The sequence below is a fragment of the Enterococcus sp. DIV1444a genome (genome assembly GCF_051712125.1).
GTDB lineage: Bacteria > Bacillota > Bacilli > Lactobacillales > Enterococcaceae > Enterococcus > Enterococcus faecalis.
In genome coordinates, this window is sequence record NZ_JBIOOG010000001.1 from 1,065,910 (window position 1) to 1,084,191 (window position 18,282).

17 protein-coding genes and 1 other RNA gene are annotated in these 18,282 nt (G+C 38.2%); 13 read left to right on the top strand and 5 right to left on the bottom strand.

Annotated features, from left to right (window positions below; genetic code table 11):
• Positions 1–133 precede the first annotated feature (133 nt).
• Complete coding sequence (locus IGI87_RS05340) at positions 134–577, top strand: NUDIX hydrolase (RefSeq protein ID WP_113793815.1); 444 nt, start codon at positions 134–136, stop codon at positions 575–577.
• 66 nt (positions 578–643) lie between these two features.
• Here the strand turns inward: IGI87_RS05340 and yidA are convergent, their stop codons facing one another.
• Genes yidA through IGI87_RS05355 form a run of 3 tightly spaced genes read right to left on the bottom strand, consistent with a single transcriptional unit; the run spans position 644 to position 3,693 of the window.
• Complete coding sequence (gene yidA / locus IGI87_RS05345; protein WP_242365797.1) at positions 644–1,456, bottom strand: sugar-phosphatase; 813 nt, start codon at positions 1,454–1,456, stop codon at positions 644–646.
• 18 nt (positions 1,457–1,474) lie between these two features.
• Positions 1,475–2,845 carry a dNTPase gene (locus tag IGI87_RS05350; protein ID WP_104854323.1) on the bottom strand — a complete coding sequence of 457 codons (1,371 nt, stop codon included), beginning with the start codon at positions 2,843–2,845 and terminating at the stop codon, positions 1,475–1,477.
• Positions 2,842–3,693, bottom strand: a complete 852-nt coding sequence (locus tag IGI87_RS05355) for a lipoate--protein ligase family protein (protein WP_438736421.1) — start codon at positions 3,691–3,693, stop codon at positions 2,842–2,844. The genes IGI87_RS05350 and IGI87_RS05355 overlap by 4 nt, the downstream gene beginning before the upstream one ends.
• A 295-nt stretch (positions 3,694–3,988) precedes the next feature.
• Between IGI87_RS05355 and IGI87_RS05360 the strand changes: the two genes are divergently transcribed.
• The 3 genes from IGI87_RS05360 to IGI87_RS05370 all read left to right on the top strand — a co-directional run bounded on the left by IGI87_RS05360 (position 3,989) and on the right by IGI87_RS05370 (position 7,038).
• A complete protein-coding gene (locus IGI87_RS05360; RefSeq protein ID WP_002382132.1) occupies positions 3,989–4,426 on the top strand; it encodes a DUF1934 domain-containing protein in 438 nt (145 codons plus the stop codon).
• A 76-nt stretch (positions 4,427–4,502) separates the two neighbouring features.
• The gene (gene rpoE, locus IGI87_RS05365; protein ID WP_002357996.1) at positions 4,503–5,120 is read left to right on the top strand and encodes a DNA-directed RNA polymerase subunit delta; all 618 of its coding nucleotides are present in this window, start codon (positions 4,503–4,505) and stop codon (positions 5,118–5,120) included.
• A 307-nt stretch (positions 5,121–5,427) separates the two neighbouring features.
• Entirely contained in the window at positions 5,428–7,038 is a 1,611-nt protein-coding gene (locus tag IGI87_RS05370) for a CTP synthase (RefSeq protein WP_002357995.1), read from the top strand.
• 83 nt (positions 7,039–7,121) lie between these two features.
• Here the strand turns inward: IGI87_RS05370 and IGI87_RS05375 are convergent, their stop codons facing one another.
• Complete coding sequence (locus IGI87_RS05375) at positions 7,122–9,461, bottom strand: PBP1A family penicillin-binding protein (protein ID WP_280210191.1); 2,340 nt, start codon at positions 9,459–9,461, stop codon at positions 7,122–7,124.
• 41 nt (positions 9,462–9,502) lie between these two features.
• Entirely contained in the window at positions 9,503–10,120 is a 618-nt protein-coding gene (recU, locus tag IGI87_RS05380) for a Holliday junction resolvase RecU (RefSeq protein WP_280210192.1), read from the bottom strand.
• A 62-nt stretch (positions 10,121–10,182) separates the two neighbouring features.
• On the opposite strand from recU, the gene IGI87_RS05385 reads away from it, so the two are divergent.
• From IGI87_RS05385 to IGI87_RS05425, 9 genes are all read left to right on the top strand, one after another.
• Complete coding sequence (locus IGI87_RS05385) at positions 10,183–10,725, top strand: DUF1273 domain-containing protein (protein ID WP_104854326.1); 543 nt, start codon at positions 10,183–10,185, stop codon at positions 10,723–10,725.
• Between the two features lie 93 nt (positions 10,726–10,818).
• Complete coding sequence (gpsB, locus tag IGI87_RS05390) at positions 10,819–11,229, top strand: cell division regulator GpsB (protein ID WP_104854327.1); 411 nt, start codon at positions 10,819–10,821, stop codon at positions 11,227–11,229.
• Positions 11,230–11,337: 108 nt separating this feature from the next.
• Positions 11,338–11,706, top strand: an RNA gene (gene rnpB / locus IGI87_RS05395) — RNase P RNA component class B.
• Between the two features lie 237 nt (positions 11,707–11,943).
• Positions 11,944–13,107 (top strand): THUMP domain-containing class I SAM-dependent RNA methyltransferase, encoded by a 1,164-nt coding sequence (locus tag IGI87_RS05400; RefSeq protein ID WP_104854328.1) that lies wholly within the window; start codon positions 11,944–11,946, stop codon positions 13,105–13,107.
• Between the two features lie 18 nt (positions 13,108–13,125).
• Positions 13,126–14,622 carry a carboxypeptidase M32 gene (locus IGI87_RS05405; RefSeq protein WP_104854329.1) on the top strand — a complete coding sequence of 499 codons (1,497 nt, stop codon included), beginning with the start codon at positions 13,126–13,128 and terminating at the stop codon, positions 14,620–14,622.
• A 32-nt stretch (positions 14,623–14,654) separates the two neighbouring features.
• Positions 14,655–15,371 carry a DnaD domain protein gene (locus tag IGI87_RS05410; protein WP_104854330.1) on the top strand — a complete coding sequence of 239 codons (717 nt, stop codon included), beginning with the start codon at positions 14,655–14,657 and terminating at the stop codon, positions 15,369–15,371.
• Between the two features lie 14 nt (positions 15,372–15,385).
• The gene (gene nth / locus IGI87_RS05415; protein WP_104854331.1) at positions 15,386–16,033 is read left to right on the top strand and encodes an endonuclease III; all 648 of its coding nucleotides are present in this window, start codon (positions 15,386–15,388) and stop codon (positions 16,031–16,033) included.
• Positions 16,034–16,204: 171 nt separating this feature from the next.
• A complete protein-coding gene (locus IGI87_RS05420; RefSeq protein ID WP_002357984.1) occupies positions 16,205–16,969 on the top strand; it encodes a GntR family transcriptional regulator, LSA1692 subfamily in 765 nt (254 codons plus the stop codon).
• A complete protein-coding gene (locus IGI87_RS05425; RefSeq protein ID WP_104854332.1) occupies positions 16,966–18,264 on the top strand; it encodes a Sapep family Mn(2+)-dependent dipeptidase in 1,299 nt (432 codons plus the stop codon). The genes IGI87_RS05420 and IGI87_RS05425 overlap by 4 nt, the downstream gene beginning before the upstream one ends.
• The last annotated feature ends 18 nt before the right edge of the window (positions 18,265–18,282 follow it).

Consider the following 18,282-nt stretch of genomic DNA (forward strand, 5'->3'; position numbering starts at 1 on the left):
TTCAAACTTAATTATATTTCCAATGTTAATAGTAGCATAGATAAACGTGAAATGTAGAGAAAAACGCTTGGTTTCTGACTTGTTCTAAAGGAATTTCTCAGGTAAAATAGATTAAAAGAGAAGAGGTGCGCCAATGAAATCGCCAACATTTGGAAAAAGAGAAGAGACATTGACCTATCAAACAAGATATGCCGCATACATTATTGTTTCAAAACCAGAAAATAACACAATGGTTCTGGTACAAGCGCCAAATGGAGCTTATTTTTTACCAGGAGGCGAAATTGAAGGCACCGAAACGAAAGAAGAAGCAATCCATCGAGAAGTGCTAGAAGAATTAGGAATTAGTGTAGAAATTGGCCATTATTTAGGGGAAGCTGATGAATATTTTTATTCGAACCATCGCCAAACTGCCTATTATAACCCTGGATATTTTTATGTAGCTAATACGTGGCGGCAACTCAGCGAACCCTTAGAAAGGACCAATACTTTACATTGGGTTGCACCAGAAGAAGCAATCCGTTTATTAAAAAGAGGAAGCCACCGCTGGGCCGTTGAAAAATGGCTAGCGGCATCATAATAAAATAACGAATAACCCTCAATCTATGTTGATTAGATTGAGGGTTATTGTTATTGAAAAGAACGTTTAAATTAAAACCATTTTTTCAATAATTTGAGCGACACCATCTTCGTCATTACTAGTGGTATGCACATCGGCAATTGTTTTAACATTTTCTGTCGCATTGCCCATCGCAACACCAATCCCAGCGTAATCAATCATGGATAAGTCATTTTCATTGTCACCAATGGCCATCACTTCGTCTTTATTTAAGCCTAAGTGGTCTGCCAATTTTGCTAGAGCATTACCTTTGCTAGCATTTTTATTCATGATTTCATAGTAAAAAGGCGTACTTTTAACAGTCGTATATTTTTCGGTAAAATGTAATGGTAATTTTGCAATGGCAGGATCTAAAACTTCCGGCTCATCAATCATCATCATTTTAATAATGTTCATCTCTGGTGTCATTTCATCCACCGTACGATATTTCAAAGGCATGTTCACTAAAGATGCTTCGTGAATTGTATATTTACCAATGTTACGATTGGCAGTGTAAATAGCAGAATCATCAATTGTATGCAAGTGAGCGCCGACTTTACGAGAATACATTTCAATTTCTAAAAAATCCTCATAACTCAAGGTATAGCGTGAAATAATCGTATTATCTTTGGTTGCTTGGACAAGTGAACCGTTGTAGGTAATCACGAAATCATTTTCACCGTATAACGCTAATTCATCCAATTGTTCTTTCACGCCTGGCAAAGGACGGCCTGTACATAAAACAATACGAACGCCTTGATCATTTGCTTTTTGGAGCGCTTCTTTGACTCGTGGGGTAATCTTGTGTTGTGAATTTAGTAATGTTCCGTCGATATCAATAGCAACTAACTGAATTGACATAGAATCCTCCTAGAAAACCTATTTTTTTAAAACTAACGCACCATTATGAATGTAACTTGAAAACTCACGATACGTCTCATCAAATAAATCGTAATGTTTTTTATTTCCTTGGTCAAGCATTTCTTTAGGGAAATAGAAACGTTCATCTCCTTGACTCTGACCAGCAAGTGCTGCAACTAGGGGGCTGACCGTTGCCAATTCCACTAATGAGCCATCTTTTTGCATTAATTCAATTTGTGTACGATGACGGTCTTTATTTGGACGATAAAAATCGTAAGGTAAATCATAGCTTGAATTAATTGCAGTATAATATTTAGGGTTGAAACCAACTTTTTCAATCAATTCCCTTAAATAAGCAATCGTCGCTTCGCTCTCTTTTTCATTCGTAAAGGTGGCTGATTTCAAGGGCTTACGCATAAGGAAACGTTTGGCTAAATCACCTAGAATTGAATCAGGCACGTCCATCCATTGTGTAAAGTACGTAGAGAGGACGCCATCATCTAATTTTAAATATTCTTGTAATGTGAAGTCTCCTTTAAAGAATGGCACAAGCAGAGACGCTTGTAAATCATAGTCAAATTCAGGGTTTTCAAATAATTCTTTCGCCCGATGCAATAAATGATCAAGAATCACTTCCATCCCGCGAGAAACAGGGTGGAAATAAACTTGGACATACATTTGATAACGACTAACGATATAGTCTTCCACCGCATGCATTCCATTCATAGCAAAGGCAATGCCTCCTTTGTACGGTCGAATCACACGTAGGATTCTAGTTAAATCGAAAGTTCCATATTCCGTCCCTGTAAAGTAAGCATCACGCAGCAGATAGTCCATGCGATCGGCATCAATTTGACTAGAAATCATTTGAACCACTTGAGGATTTGGGTATTGTTTAGTAATAACGCTGGCGACTTTTTCAGGAAAGTCTGCCGAAACACGATTTAAAATTTGATAGACTTCCGTTTCTGGTGAGGTGATGATTTGGACCGTGATTGCTTCATGGTTTGTATCAAAAATATGCTCGAAAGTATGTGAATAAGGACCATGACCGACATCATGTAATAAGGCTGCGCAAAGTGTAATCAGACGCTCGTCGTCATTCCAACCGTTTTCACCTAATCGTTCCACAGAGTAGTTACGTTGGAAAATCTCGCAAATCCGACGTGTAATTTCGTAAACACCCAAAGAATGGGAAAAACGACTATGTTCGGCACCGTGAAACGTAAAAGAAGAAGTGCCTAGTTGCTTAATACGACGTAATCGTTGCACTTCAGCAGAATTAATAAGATCTAAAATCACTTGATGTTGGACATGAATATAATTATGGACGGGATCACGGAAAACTTTTTCGATTGGTAATCGTTGCTCTTTATACGGAATCGTCATACGATCTCTCCTTTAATTAAGGCGTTTCGTTGCGCCATTTTTTCCAGCTGGACAGTTAAATTTGTTTGGAACCATTCTGAGGTTATAATTGGTTCGGTTAAGTTTGGATCAATAGATTTTTCAAATTGTTGAGGTAATGCTTCGATTAAACGGGTTTTTACGGCGTCTATTGTTAATGGAGTCTCAATCAGGGTTTCTAAATTTGCCATCACTGCTGGATCAACGGGTGGATAGCCATTTTCACCAAATTGTTCTTGTAAGCCAGCAAGGTAAAAGTCTCGCATCACTTCTCCACGAGCAAGTTGATTGCCGTTAACGCTGATGTAAATCATGACAGCAATGCCGTCTTTGACACGTCGTTGGGCAATCCCAGCAAACTTTTGACCGCCAATACTTAAATCATAAGTACCGGGACAATAGGATGTAGTAATTTCAAAGGCGTCAATCTCTTTCTCCGGAAAACTCTGACGGAGCCAAGCCCACATTAATTCATAAGCCGCATCGATACTTAATTTGTGTTCAGAATTATTTGGTAAAATAAGTGAAACATTTAAAATACCCGAATCAGCAATCACCCCTAAACCGCCGGCATTGCGAACGACTACAGAATAATCGTTTTCTTGCAGAGAAGTGATTCCTTCTTTTAGATGTGGTACACGGGTATCTTTCATGCCAAGAATCATTGCTTGATCCAATTGCCAAAAATGAATGATTGGTTGGTGCTGCATTCCTGAAAATGTGGTTAAAACATCGGTCAAGGCAAAAGGTAAAAAATAGTCACTGTTTGTTAAACAACCTGAATCAAGGAGTATAAATGATTCGGTTTGAAGGGGAAAAGTTGTGCTCATAAAAAACGTCCTGTCTATTTATAATTACGTCATTTAATACGTTTATTTTCTTACTCTCTCTTATATTATATACAAAAAACGTAAAAAAGCATGTTATATAAACGAATTCTGAAGGAATTCTCTAAAATAGTAAACGGTTTTCTTATTAAATAGATGAAACAAATGCTTGCAACCCGTGAAAAGAGCTTATACAATAAGAAAAGGTACATAAGCAAGGGAGAATTGACTTTAGTTGACAAACACACTGAAAAAGTCAACAATAAGAAAGTTATATTTTGGAAAAGGAGTGACCATTATGGATTTATCAACAGGCGTTCCTGTATCGATTCAACTAAAAACGATTGTCCAACAAGGCAACGAACAAAAAGATTTTTTCTTTGACTTAGAAGGTCAATTAGTAAAAATGGGTGATACATTATACATTCGTTACAAAGAAGAATTATTAGAGGATACAGAACCAACCCCCGTAACCATTAAAATTGAACCAGACGGGCATGTTCAGTTGATTCGTGCCGGCGAATTGCGGATGCGTTTAAGATTTGGCTATCAGGAAAAATTAGATACAAGTTATCGAACTCCGTATGGCTTGCTACAAATTAGTACGTTTACACATAATTTGCGTGTTAGTTTAAAAGACCAACCGATGTCTGGTAAGATTTTAGTTGATTATGATTTATACTCTCAAACAGAGCGAATCGGAGAATATCATTTAGAATTAGAATTTACTGCATAAATATTGCAGAATAGAATTGATTTTTTTTCAATGTTTTTGTATGATAAGGAGTAGACTGTGAAAGGACGTGTACCTCTTGGAAATTAATGTATTTGAAGGGTTAAACAAAAAAGAATTATCCATGATTGAAGTAGCACACGCTATTTTAGAACAACATGCAGATGTAATGGATTTTTCTGATTTAGTTAACCAAATCCAAAATTATCTTGGCAAGTCTGATAGTGAAATTCGTGACCAATTAGCACAATTTTATACAGATTTAAACATCGACGGTAGCTTTATCTCATTAGGAGACAATCGTTGGGGCTTACGTTCATGGTATCCAATCGATTCAATCGATGAAGAAGTTACACATGGCTTGGAAGAAGACGAAGAAGATGCACCACGTCGTAGAAAACGTAAAAAAGTAAATGCCTTCATCACTAATCCAAACGATGAAGATGTAATTGACTATAACGATGACGATCCAGAAGATGCTGAATTAACAAATGATGATGAAGAAGACATCTTGTACGATGATGAAGAAGATGAAGATGAAGAAATCAAAGCATACAACTCTGACTTACAAGAGATTGGTGCAGATTCAGATGATGATGAAGAAGACATTCCGCAAATTGAAGAAGATTTAACGATCATTGATGACGATGATGTTGAAGATGAAGACGATTTTGATGACGAATATTCTGAAGAGTAAGAACCCAAAAAGCTTGATTCCTAAGAAGGAGTCAAGCTTTTTAGTTGAACACTCAAGTAAAATGAGAAAATAGAAAAAATTATTTTCTTGAATAGAAGTACTTGACCTGATGTCCGTTTGCTTGTATTATACTACTTGGGCACCTTTAAGAAGGTCAGAAGTTTGAACGAACTTACAAGCTCCCTATTCGTAATGGATAGGGAGCTTTTCTATTTTTGTTTCTTTTTTATTTGGAGAAACGTAAGAGTTTCAAAGTTGTTTTACTTCTCTCTACAAAATATTATCAAAGAAAGGGTTTTTAACTATTATGACAAAATACATCTTTGTTACAGGTGGCGTGGTTTCTTCTATCGGAAAAGGGATTGTCGCAGCATCTTTAGGACGATTATTAAAAAATCGTGGATTAAAAGTAACGATTCAAAAATTCGATCCATATATTAATGTGGATCCGGGGACAATGAGTCCTTACCAACATGGAGAGGTTTTTGTCACAGATGATGGTGCCGAAACAGATTTGGACTTAGGTCACTATGAACGTTTTATTGATATTAACTTAAATAAATACTCAAACGTAACTACTGGGAAAATTTATTCAGAAGTCTTACGTAAAGAACGTAAAGGGGAATACTTAGGTGCAACAGTGCAAGTTATTCCACACATTACCAATGAAATCAAAGAAAAAATCATGCGCGCAGCGAAAATGACAGATGCCGATGTGATTATCACAGAAGTAGGTGGGACTGTAGGTGACATCGAATCATTACCTTTCCTAGAAGCATTGCGTCAAATGAAAGCTGATATGGGTAGTGACAACGTAATGTACATCCATACAACCTTGATTCCTTACTTAAAAGCAGCTGGCGAAATGAAAACTAAACCAACGCAACATAGTGTTAAAGAATTAAGAAGTTTAGGGATTCAACCAAATATTTTAGTGGTCCGTACGGAATTACCGGTTTCTCAAAACACTAAAAACAAATTAGCACAATTCTGTGATGTTAATCCGGAAGCGGTAATTGAATCTCGTGATGTTGAAACATTGTACTCCATTCCATTAGCACTTCAAGCACAAAACATGGATCAAATTGTTTGTGATCATTTAAAATTGGATGCACCGGCTGCAGACATGACTGAGTGGCGTGCATTAGAAGAAAAAGTTCTTAACTTGAAAAAGAAAACAAAAATTGCGCTGGTGGGTAAATATGTTGAATTACCAGATGCCTATATTTCTGTTGTAGAAGCATTAAAACATGCTGGGTTTGATTTTGATTCAGATATCGAAATTGATTGGGTTGATTCACAAGAATTAACTGCTGAAAATGTCGCTGAAAGAATTGGTTCAGCAGATGGTATTTTGGTTCCTGGTGGTTTTGGTGATCGCGGAATTGAAGGAAAAATTGAAGCAATTCGTTTTGCTCGTGAAAATGACGTACCATTCCTTGGCATTTGTTTAGGTATGCAAATGGCCTGTGTAGAATTTGGTCGTAACGTTGTGGGCTTAGAAGATGCTGGTTCTGCAGAAACTAATCCTGACGTGACAAATAACATTATTGATTTAATGGCAGATCAAGAAAATATCGAGAATTTAGGTGGCACACTACGTTTAGGTTTATATCCATGTAAATTGAAAAAAGGGACGAAAACTGCAGCAGCTTACGGAAATGAAGATGTTGTCCAAGAACGTCACCGTCATCGTTATGAATTTAACAACAAATACCGTCAACTATTTGAAGAAAATGGCTTAGTTTTCTCTGGGGTTTCACCAGATAATCGTTTAGTTGAGATTGTTGAAATCCCTGAAAAACAATTCTTTGTGGCTTGTCAATTCCACCCAGAATTAATTTCTCGTCCAAATCGTCCACAACGCTTAATCAAAGGGTTTGTTGGTGCAGCTTTGGCAAATAAAGAAAGTAAATAATCAAAAATGGACGAAGCGATTCAGTTCACTTCGTCCATTTTTGCTCATAAAAAGTACGGGGCTCATCATGAGCCCCGTGCTTTTTATGCTGCCTTATTTTCATCTGGTTTAGAACTACTTTCAGGTGGTTGTGGTGGTTCTTGTGTACTTGAACTTGATGGTGCAGGTGGTTGTTCCGATGTTGCTGGTTGCTCTGCTGAGGAAGAGCTTGCTGGCTGTTCTGTTGATTGTGGTGCTTCCGATGAAGAAGAAGGGACACTTTCTGAACTAGAACTTGAGGAACTTTCCGCTTCTTTTGTGGAAGAGGACTCCACAGTACTGCTAGATTCTGGCTGTGGTGCTGAAGAGGTAGCACTTGGTAAAACTTGTACATTTGGTACCTCGTAGGCATCTTTCACGTATAGTTCATTTCCTACTCGCACAACACTGTCTGGCTGTACCCAGTCATCGTTTGAAACGTTTTGAGATAAGTAACTCATTATTTCACGATAAACATCCGAAGCAATCCCATAGTATTCTTGATAGATTGGTGTATTTCGATCATTGTATCCAGTCCAAACGGAAACGGCATAGTGCGTTGTATAACCGACAAAGGTACTATCAGGAGCAATTCCTTTTTCTGTTGTGCCCATTCGCGCTAAATCTTCATCAGTATAGTTAGAAGTCCCTGTTTTGGCCGCTTGGATTAAGCCTGGAATGGCGCCGTTAAATCCTGTTCCGCCGTTTAAAACATCTTTTAACATATCCGTCATCATATAGGCGGTAGAGTCTTTCATCGCACGTTTGCCATCAGGTTGATAATCAACGCTAGTTCCATCATTGAAAACGACTTTGTTTACGTAATACGGTTTGTTGTAAATCCCGTTATTGGCGAAAGCCGCATAAGCTGCTGCTAACTTTAATGAGGAGATCCCGTATTTATTGCCATCTACATCGCTTGTGTTACTTGAAATGGCGTTCGAGGCTTCTAAGTTTTTATAGTCAATTCCTAGTCCTTTAATGAACGGCATGATGTTTTCTTTACCAACTTCATCAAATGTCTGGACCGCTGTTGTGTTACGAGAACCCATAATCGCACGGCGCATAGTAATGACGCCTTGATATGTTAAATCAGAGTTGAAGACATCAATGTCGGTACCAGGATATTTCGTTGGCTTATCCACCATTAGGCGACCCGTCGAATAATTTAAATTCTCAATTGCGGGACCATAATCCATGATTGGTTTCACGGTTGAACCAACATCACGTTGGGTGTTGACTGCTAAATTGTTTCCTAATTGCACATCATCAGGAATGTGACGACCACCAATTTGTGCTCGGACTTGTCCGGAGGCAACATCAATAACGGTTGAAGCCACTTGCATTTTATCATCTGGAAACGCAACATATTGATCACTGTTGACAATATCGTAAAGTTGTTTTTGGGCATTCATATCTAAGTTTGTGTAGATATCTAGTCCGTCTGTGTAAACATTTTTACCAGTTTTTGCTTTCACTTCATTGATTACTTCTTTGACGTAATTATCTACGACTTTTCGATTGTCATCACTGGCTTTTAATGGGACTAAGCCTTCATCAATCGGGGTAGCTTTGGCTTTTTCGTACTCTGCTTTCGAGATTTTTTTATTGTCGTACATTGTGTAAAGTACGACATCCCGACGTTCCTTAGCAGTATCTGGTTTTGTATAGGGATCATATGAGTTTGGCGCTTGCGGCATACCTGCCAGTAGGGCCGTTTGTGGTAAATCAAGTTCAGATAAATGTTTACCATAATAATTTTCAGCCGCTGTTTCCATTCCATAGAAACCATTCGCCATGTAGACTTTGTTAATGTAGTAAGTTAAAATTTCTTCTTTTGATTTTTCACGTTCTAAACGAACTGCCATCCATGCTTCTTGTGCTTTCCGTTTCAAGGTTTGGTCAGATTCTTTTGTAGAGAAGTAAGACAATTTAATTAATTGTTGGGTTAAGGTACTTCCGCCTTGTAATCCACCATTTTTGACATTTGAAAGAGCAGAACCGATAATCCGAATCGGATCCACACCAATGTGTTTATAGAAACGACGGTCTTCGACAGAAACAATGGCATCTTTTAATAACTGAGGCACATCATTTGGTTGAATTAATTCACGTTTTTCTGCGCCCAAATCCTCAAAAATTTCATTATTAATATCGTAAAGCTTCGATGAAACTGTCGCATTCAGTTTGTCATCTTCTAATTTTGGGGCTTGTCGTGCATAGAACCAAAAAAGACCAACGCCTGCTAAAAAAGCGACCATCCCAGCGATAAGTAAGCCAAGAAAGATTTTTAAAACAAGCCGTTTTTTCTTTTTCGGCGGTTGTGTCTTTTTCTTGTAACTCGACTTCGATGAGGTGTTGGATGCATGTCTAGCAGCTCGCGAGCCTGAATTTGCGGTTGGCATAAATAGCAACTCCTTTGTTATACTTTCAAAACTTTATGAATCTAGTGTGTCTGAATATATTGTTCCACTGCGTCGAGATAAGGGATTCGCGGTGCGATTCCAAAAGATAACTCAATTCCTTCGTTCTCGATGAGTGCAAGCGGCATAGATTTTTTTCCAGTAACTGCTTGGTTTTTCCAATGCGTTATTAGATTTTCACCACTAAAAAAGAAGCAGCGTTTTAAGCTTGAAAACCATAATAGCACAAAACAAATCCCTTGTTGTGCTATACATTGTTCCATATGATCAATTTGATGTTGATGAAAATTTTTAAAGGGAAAGGACGTGGTATTTTTCGTTTCTTTCGCTTCAAAATCTATGTAACGGCCTTGATATACACCGTTATAATCTGTCGTTGAAGCTTGTCTAAAGTAGGCCTCCTTAATAACAGCCGCACTTCGTTTGGGATAATCTACTTTAACAATTTGAACAGGAGTGGGTTTCTTATGAACGACTGCTTGCTTATTCAATAGATAATATTGATTGCTTTGATTGATCGCTTCTTCGAAATCCATCCCGCGATTACCAAATTCAACGGGGCGTTTCTTTTTTACTTGTTTTTTTGGTGATTGTGCTTCATGATGATTATAAGGTATTCCGTTAGGATAATGGAACGTCACGTTTATCACACTCCTAGCCTGTATTATACCAAAAAAAAGACTTGAAAGAAAAGGGATGACTTATGGAAATGATAAAAACCCTCTATGTCACCGGTTATCGCAGCTTTGAATTGGGGATATTTCAAGGAAAAGACCCGAAAATCTCAGTTATTAAAAATGTCTTAAAAAAAGAGTTAGCCAGTTATATTGAAGCGGGAGTAGAATGGATTTTGATTTCTGGCAATTTAGGTGTTGAACTTTGGACGGCTGAAGTAGTCGGTGAATTAAAAACGGAGTATCCAGAAGTTCAGCTAGGTTTGCTTTATCCATTTAAAGACTTTGGCAATAATTGGAATGAACAAAATCGAGAATTGTTAACGAAAGCGGAAGGTTTGGCTGATTATATCAACTCAGTAAGTCACCAGCCCTATCAATCGCCAGCACAATTAAAAATGCATACGAAATTTCTTTTGGAACATTCTGGAGGTAGTTTACTTATTTATGACAAAGAGTACCCTGGTAAAACGGAGTATTTTTTAAAAGACGCACAACATTTTTCGGAACGAGAACCCTATGATATTCGCTTAATTACAATGGATGATTTACAAAACTCGGTGATTGATTAGAGAATCTGTTTGATTTTCTAGCTATTTTTCGTTACAATAGTATTTGTGGAACTATGAAATTTTCTATCGTAAATAAACAAATGAGGTGTAAACATGGCAAATTTAGTATATAGTCCTAAAGACATTTTACAAAAAGAATTTAAAACGAAAATGATGAACGGGTATGACCCAATTGAAGTAGACGAATTTTTAGACAATGTCATTAAAGACTACGAAGCTTATAATAAAGAATTATTAAGCTTGCAAGAAGAAAACAGCCGCTTAATGGCAAAATTAGACCAATTATCAAAAGCCCAACCAACGCCTCGTGTTGCTCAAGAAGTACCAAAAAGTGCAGCAGTGACCAACTTTGATATTTTAAAACGTTTATCAAACTTAGAGCGTGAAGTTTTTGGTAAAAAGTTAGATGAAACACCTTCAACACCTGTAACGCCTTCTGCACCGTCAATGACTGCAGAACCAGTGAACCATGATGTTGATAATGCACAAACACGTCAATTTTAACAAGACAATTTAAAGTCAAGTTTTCACGAGGAACAGAAAGCATTTGTTAGACTAGTGGATACTTGTTGTAGTGTGTAAATTTTTGCTGTTCGTCTAAACAGATTTGTAATTTTCGGGTGATCGCGGTTTGCTTTTGCAAGCTGAGGAAAGTCCATGCTCGCACAAGCTGAGATGCTTGTAGTGTTCGTGCTTAGCGAAATCATAAGCTAAGGTACTCTTTTAGAGTAACGGCAGGAAAAATGACTAAGGTTTCGACTATGTCAAAGTATCCTTGAAAGTGCCACAGTGACGAAGCGATGTGGGAAACTCCATCGGTGGAACGCGGTAAACCCCTCGAGCGAGCAACCCAAACAATGGTAGGGGCGCTCTTCTAAAGGAAATGAACGAGTAGAAGAGGCAGAGTTTACTCTGCAGATAGATGATGACCGTCACCAATTTTTCCTGAAGAATTGGTGATACAGAACATGGCTTATAGAAAATTACAAGTAATTCAGGAAGACCTTCCAACGTAGTTGTGAAGGCTTTTTTTACGAAAAGAATAAAGAAATGTTAAAATAAAGAAACTGAGATAAAAGTAGTAAGTTTTCTGTTCTAAAGAGGTCAAGACAGGACCGTTTAGCTCAGAGAAAGCAGACAATTACAAAAAACAAACGGAGCAGTAGTCAGCATGACTATTAGCTCCAAACAATAAAAAAGAGTCAAGAAGGAGTTTTTATGACGAAAGAAAAAACATTCAAACTTGTTGCAACGGCTGCTAGTGGCTTAGAAGCATTAGTTGGAAAAGAATTGCGTGATTTAGGGATTCCCTGTGAAGTTGAAAATGGCCGGGCCGTCTTTGAAGGCACAGTTGAAACAATTGCCACTGCCAATTTATGGCTACGAACAGCGGATCGGATTAAAATCGTCGTTGGCGAATTTAACGCCTATAGTTTTGATGAATTATTTGAAAAAGTTAAAGCACTTCCTTGGGAAGATTATTTGCCTTTAGATGCAGAATTTCCGGTTGCAGGTAAGTCAATTAAGTCAAAATTGTATAGTGTACCTGATTGCCAAGCCATCACCAAAAAAGCCATTGTTAACCGTTTAAGAGAAGTTTACCATCGTCCAGTGACGGTGCCTTTAACCGAAACAGGAGCTTTGTTTAAATTAGAAGTAGCTCTTCTAAAAGATAAAGTGACGTTGACGTTGGACACGACTGGGCCAAGTTTATTTAAACGGGGCTATCGCATTGAAAAAGGGGGCGCACCTCTGAAGGAAAACATGGCAGCTGCTTTAGTGATGTTGACCAATTGGCGCAAAGATCGTCCTTTTTATGATCCAGTTTGTGGTTCTGGAACGATTTGTATTGAAGCAGCATTAATTGGCCATAACATTGCCCCTGGCTTTAATCGTAGTTTTACTTGTGAAACATGGGATTGGGTGGATCCAGCAATTTTTGAAAAAGTACGTAACGAAGCCGAGGCAAAGGCAGACTACGATGTCGAATTAGATATCTGTGGTTCAGATGTTGATGGACGAATGATTGAAGTCGCACGGGCGAATGCTGAGGAAGTTGGCTTAGGTGATTCAATTACCTTTAAACAATTGGCATTAAAAGATTTTACAACCGAGAAGGAATATGGTGTAATGGTAGCTAACCCGCCTTATGGTGAACGTTTAGGAGAAGAGGAAAGTGTTCGTCGTTTGTACAAAGAAATGGGCCATGTTTTCCGTCCGTTAACTACTTGGAGCAAGTATATACTGACGAGTGATCTTGCTTTTGAAGAATATTATGGTGCCAAAGCTACTAAAAAACGGAAGCTTTACAACGGAGCCTTACGAACAGATTTATTCCAATACTGGGGAACACGTCCACCAAGAAAACCACGGGAAGACTAAGAAAGCTGGTGTTAAAAAATGAAGGAAACTGTATTTTTACAAGAAGTGAAAGAAATTCAATTACTAAAAAATGCCTTGACATTATTAGACTGGGATTCCTCAACTGGGATGCCAGAAAAAAGTAGTCCTTTTCGAGGAGAAGTAGAAGGGTATTTAACCGGATTATATTTTGAACGAAGTATTGGTCCAGTTATTCAAGAAGCATTGGCCTATTTTGAGACACGCCCTGAAGAATTATCTGAATTAGGGAAACTGGTTTTTGAAAAAGTAAAAGAAGAATATGCTTTGAATAAAAATGTTCCAGCTGAACGTATGCAAGAATATGTTAAAGTATTAAACCAAGCACATACAGATTGGTTAAAAGCACGCGCTGCACAAGATTTCGGCTTGTTAGAAGAAACCTTAACGAAGGTCGTTGCGTTCCAAAAAGAGTTCATTCCTTATTGGCAAAAAGAAGAAAAAACACCGTACGATGTGTTATTAAATCAATTTGAACCAGGGATGACGGTTGAGAAGCTAGACCAAGTATTCGACCAAGTAAAACAAGGGATTCAAGAAATTCGGACCGTTTTAGCGGAAAAAGGTACGCCGCCTAGAACTGACTTTTTATCTAGAAAAATGACCAAAGAACAACAACGCCGTTTTGTGATTGGTGTGGTTGAACAATTAGGCTATGATTTTTCAAAAGGTCGATTAGATGATACAGTTCATCCATTTATGACAGCTCTAAATCGAAATGATGCGCGGATTACTACGCGCTGGGAAGAAAATAATTTCTCAATGGCAACATTTGGTGTGATTCATGAAGCAGGTCATGGGATGTACGAACAAAATTTTGATCCTAAATTTGACTTTACGCCACTAAGCGAAGGCGCCTCTATGGGGATTCACGAATCACAATCGCTCTTTAATGAAATTATCATTGGTAGCAGCCAGGCTTTTTGGCAAAAACAATACCCGTTTTTCCAAGAATGCGCAGAAGGTACTTTTGATGATATTTCTTTTGAAGATTTCTATGCTTCTTTAAAAGAAACGAAAGCAAGTTTGATTCGGATTGATTCCGATAGTCTTACCTATCCTTTGCATATCATTATTCGTTATGAAATTGAAAAAATGTTGTTTAATGGTTCTTTGGAAGTCGCTAATTTGCCAAAAGTGTGGAACGAAAAATACCAAGAGTACTTAGGCGTATCACCTGAAAATGATTTAGAAGGTGTCCTTCAAGATGTTCATTGGTCTGGAGGCAGCTTTGGTTATTTCCCATCTTATGCCTTGGGATATATGTACGCTGCACAACTATTTCACGCAATGAAACAAGAATTATCTGTTGATGAAATTTTAGCTTCGGAAGATTATTCTGATATCCGTAAATGGTTAACACAACATATTCATCAGTACGGCGCTTCACGTAAACCAAATCAATTAATTTATGATGCAACGGGGGAAGAATTGAATCCTAGTTATTTAATTGATTATATGAAAGCTATTTATTTTGATGTTTATCAAGTGCAATAAGTGAAACAAGCAAGGGGAAGTGGACAACAACAATGTTATCAATTCGTGAATATTTAGAAGCTGGTGAAACGACAATCTCAAACTTACTATTTGATCATTACCAAAAAATTGGTTTGAAAGATGATGAATTTCTCTTTTTACTGCAACTTTTTCGTTCGCAAAATGCAGGCGATTTATTTCCAGACTTAATGGCGATTGCAGAGACGATGGGCAAAACGCCAGATACGATTTATAAGTTATTAAATCAATTGGTTTCTCGCGGATTTATTCGAATTGAAACACAACAAAACCAAAAAGGTCAAATGATGGATACGTATGATTTACTGCCTGTTTTTCAAAAGATTCAATTATTTTTACAAACGAGCAAAGAAAAACAAGTTGTCGCAAACCACGAAGATGAAATTAAACAGCTTTACCAAGGCTTTGAAAAAGAATTCGGACGTCCACTTTCACCAATTGAATTAGAAATGATTGGTCAGTGGTTGAACACGGACCATTATTCCCCTGAGTTAATCCGGTTAGCGTTGCGAGAAGCCGTTTTAAATCAGGCGTATAGTTTGAAATATATTGATCGTATTTTACTTGCGTGGGAGCGTAAAAATATTACCACCAAAGAACAAGTGGCTGCTGATCAGAAAAAACGAAAAGATTCTATGATTCAAAATGAGATTGAACAACAAGGGCAGACACAAGAAACGTTGCCAAAGGTTACATTACACAATTGGTTAAATCCAGAAGACAGTGAATAAAAAGGAGGTGGGCCATGCTATCAAAAGTGAAAACAATGGAAGCTATTGAAATTATGTATGAGATGTTTCCAAATGCAGAATGTGAATTAAAACATAAGAATCCTTTTGAATTATTAATTGCTGTGATTTTAAGTGCGCAAGCAACCGATGTATCGGTAAATAAAGCGACTCCTGGTTTATTCGCAGCTTTTCCAACACCAGAAGCTTTAGCAGCTGCGTCGGTGGAAGAGATTATTGCTAAAATAAAAACCATTGGCTTATATCGCAACAAAGCAAAAAATATTAAAGCGTGCGCACAACAACTTTTAGAACGCTTCAATGGAGAAGTTCCGCAAACCAGAGATGAACTGGTCAGTTTACCTGGCGTGGGGAGAAAAACAGCCAATGTAGTAATGGGAGATGCTTTCGGCGAACCGGCTTTTGCAGTAGATACGCACGTGGAACGAGTATCTAAGCGCCTTAGAATTTGTAAGCTAAATGCGAATGTTACTGAAGTTGAGCAAACCTTAATGCGTAAAGTTCCGAAAGAGCTCTGGGTGAAAACGCACCATACCATGATTTTTTTCGGGCGTTATCATTGCCTAGCAAGAGCGCCTAAATGTGAAGCCTGTCCGTTACTCTATATGTGTCAAGAAGGCAAAGAACGGATGAAAGGGAAATAACATATTTTTTCCTAAGAAAGCGAGCCACAAGTCCAAGCGTCTTGTGGCTCGCTTTCTTTTTTGATTTTTAAGAAACGCAACAAATGATTGCGGTTTCTTAAAAATTGATTTAGTATAGACAGTGTGGTATATACTAGGGAATTTATTTTTTGAAGAAAGTTAGGCGATGAAATGACAGAAAATGCACCCAAATTTAAGCAAATTTCTGCAGAAATTGAAAAGAAGATTCGAGACGGTCTGTATGTAAGTGCACAAAAATTACCTTCAGAATATGATTTAGCTAAAGAATATAACTGCAGTCGCTTGACCATCCGTAAAGCGATTGATGATTTGATCCGCAAAAATATTTTGGTAAAACGACATGGTAAAGGTAGTTATGTGATGTCGCAAGCGAAAATTCAAAGTGGTCGCGCTGGCTTACAAGGTTTTACTGAGGCAGCCAAAGCTTACGGGAAAAAAAGCCAGACAGAAGTCATTTCCTTTGAAGAAGTAGTACATCCCGCTGAGAAAATTCGGGAGGCGCTCCAAGTGGGCAAAAATGAGGCAATTTATGAACTGATTCGCCGCCGAATGTTAGACGGCGAGCCAATGACAGTTGAAAAAATTTATTTGCCACAGGCATACGTACAAGGCCATACGAAGCAAGACTTCGAGGGCTCTCTTTTCTGCTTAATCGAGAAGAACGTCGAGATTGCTTATTCGCATCAAGAAATTGAAGCAATCTTAGTTGAAGCGGAAATTTCAGAATTATTGAATGTTCCTGTGGGCCAGCCACTTTTACAAGTCCACTCTATCACCTATGCGCTTGATGCAACCCCTATTTTATATGATGTCTCTTTATATCGAGCAGATCGGTACACGTTTAAAAACACACTGACCCGCTATAGCCCGTCTGAAAACAACCAAGTGGAGCTAGGAGGTTCTTGGAACGAATGAAGATAAAAGAAGAAATAGCCGCTCAAAAAGATTTATTTTATGAAGACTTAAACAAAATTATCGCGATTCGAAGTGTGAAAGGGTCGCCTAAAAAAGAGGCACCTTTTGGCGAAGGAGCGAAAAGAGCCTTGGAAGAAACGCTGAAACTTGCAGAGCGTTATGGCTTTCAAACTGAGATTGTCAATGACGCAGTTGGCTATGCGCAATGGGGAACAGCGGAAGAATATCTGGGGATTATTGGTCATTTAGACGTAGTACCAGAAGGTTCTGGCTGGTCAGTGCCGCCATTTCAATTAACGAAAAAAAATCAACGTTTGTATGGTAGAGGAATTCTAGATAATAAAGGTCCTATCTTGGCTTGCCTGTATGGAATGAAATTACTGAAAGAACTTGGTTACCAACCAAAGAAAACCATTCGCTTAATGTTTGGCACGGATGAAGAAAGTGGGAGTGGAGATATCCCCTTATATTTAGAGAAGGAAAACGCACCCGTTTTTGGATTTACTCCAGATTGTAAATATCCAGTAGTTTATGGGGAGCGAGGGATTGTTAATTATGAAATCACAACGACCATCCCAGATGATTCAAGTGAACAAATTAGTCAGATTATGGGTGATCAAGCAAAAGACCATGTGCCTGATCAATTAAGTGTGATAATTGCGGGAAAAACAACAACAATCACGGGAAAACGTGCTCCTTCCAATGCGCCAGAACTAGGCAAGAACGCGATTACTTTATTGGCACAGAAAATTAGCGAGGAACAGTTAGTCAAAGGAAATTTATTACAGTATTTTGACTGGTTAACCGCTAGTTTTCACGAAAAGCACTATGGCGAAGGAGTAGCTCTGGACTTTAAGGACCAGGATAGCGGGCAATTGATTTTAACGCCCTATGCGTTGGAAAAACGAGGACAGCAATTGGTGTTATCATTGGCCGTGCGTTATCCTGTTTCTATTACAGAAAACGAAGTAACCACGCAGCTAATAAAGGCACTATTTCCAGAAAGTGAAGTGACCGTCATCCGCCGCCTCCCTAGTACGCTGTTTCCAAAAGATGAGCGCAATGTTCAAAAATTAACCAAGGTTTATGAACAAATTACTGGCTTAGATGGGACGCCAGTTACAACTACAGGTGCTACGTATGCTCGCTTTATGCCGAATATCGTTGCTTTTGGTCCATCATTTCCTGGTCAAAAAGGCATTGCGCATAACCAAGATGAATATATGGATGAAAAAGATTTACTGCTTAATCTGGAAATCTATATGCAAGCGATGATTGCATTAACAGAAGCGTAAAACCAATAGAAGATACAC

Coding starts and splice junctions, on each gene's coding strand:
- IGI87_RS05340 (WP_113793815.1), top strand. CDS start 134: ATGAAATCGCCAACATTTGGAAAAAGAGAAGAGACATTGACCTATCAA.
- yidA (WP_242365797.1), bottom strand. CDS start 1,456: ATGTCAATTCAGTTAGTTGCTATTGATATCGACGGAACATTACTAAAT.
- IGI87_RS05350 (WP_104854323.1), bottom strand. CDS start 2,845: ATGACGATTCCGTATAAAGAGCAACGATTACCAATCGAAAAAGTTTTC.
- IGI87_RS05355 (WP_438736421.1), bottom strand. CDS start 3,693: ATGAGCACAACTTTTCCCCTTCAAACCGAATCATTTATACTCCTTGAT.
- IGI87_RS05360 (WP_002382132.1), top strand. CDS start 3,989: ATGGATTTATCAACAGGCGTTCCTGTATCGATTCAACTAAAAACGATT.
- IGI87_RS05370 (WP_002357995.1), top strand. CDS start 5,428: ATGACAAAATACATCTTTGTTACAGGTGGCGTGGTTTCTTCTATCGGA.
- IGI87_RS05375 (WP_280210191.1), bottom strand. CDS start 9,461: ATGCCAACCGCAAATTCAGGCTCGCGAGCTGCTAGACATGCATCCAAC.
- IGI87_RS05385 (WP_104854326.1), top strand. CDS start 10,183: ATGGAAATGATAAAAACCCTCTATGTCACCGGTTATCGCAGCTTTGAA.
- gpsB (WP_104854327.1), top strand. CDS start 10,819: ATGGCAAATTTAGTATATAGTCCTAAAGACATTTTACAAAAAGAATTT.
- IGI87_RS05400 (WP_104854328.1), top strand. CDS start 11,944: ATGACGAAAGAAAAAACATTCAAACTTGTTGCAACGGCTGCTAGTGGC.
- IGI87_RS05405 (WP_104854329.1), top strand. CDS start 13,126: ATGAAGGAAACTGTATTTTTACAAGAAGTGAAAGAAATTCAATTACTA.
- IGI87_RS05410 (WP_104854330.1), top strand. CDS start 14,655: ATGTTATCAATTCGTGAATATTTAGAAGCTGGTGAAACGACAATCTCA.
- nth (WP_104854331.1), top strand. CDS start 15,386: ATGCTATCAAAAGTGAAAACAATGGAAGCTATTGAAATTATGTATGAG.
- IGI87_RS05420 (WP_002357984.1), top strand. CDS start 16,205: ATGACAGAAAATGCACCCAAATTTAAGCAAATTTCTGCAGAAATTGAA.
- IGI87_RS05425 (WP_104854332.1), top strand. CDS start 16,966: ATGAAGATAAAAGAAGAAATAGCCGCTCAAAAAGATTTATTTTATGAA.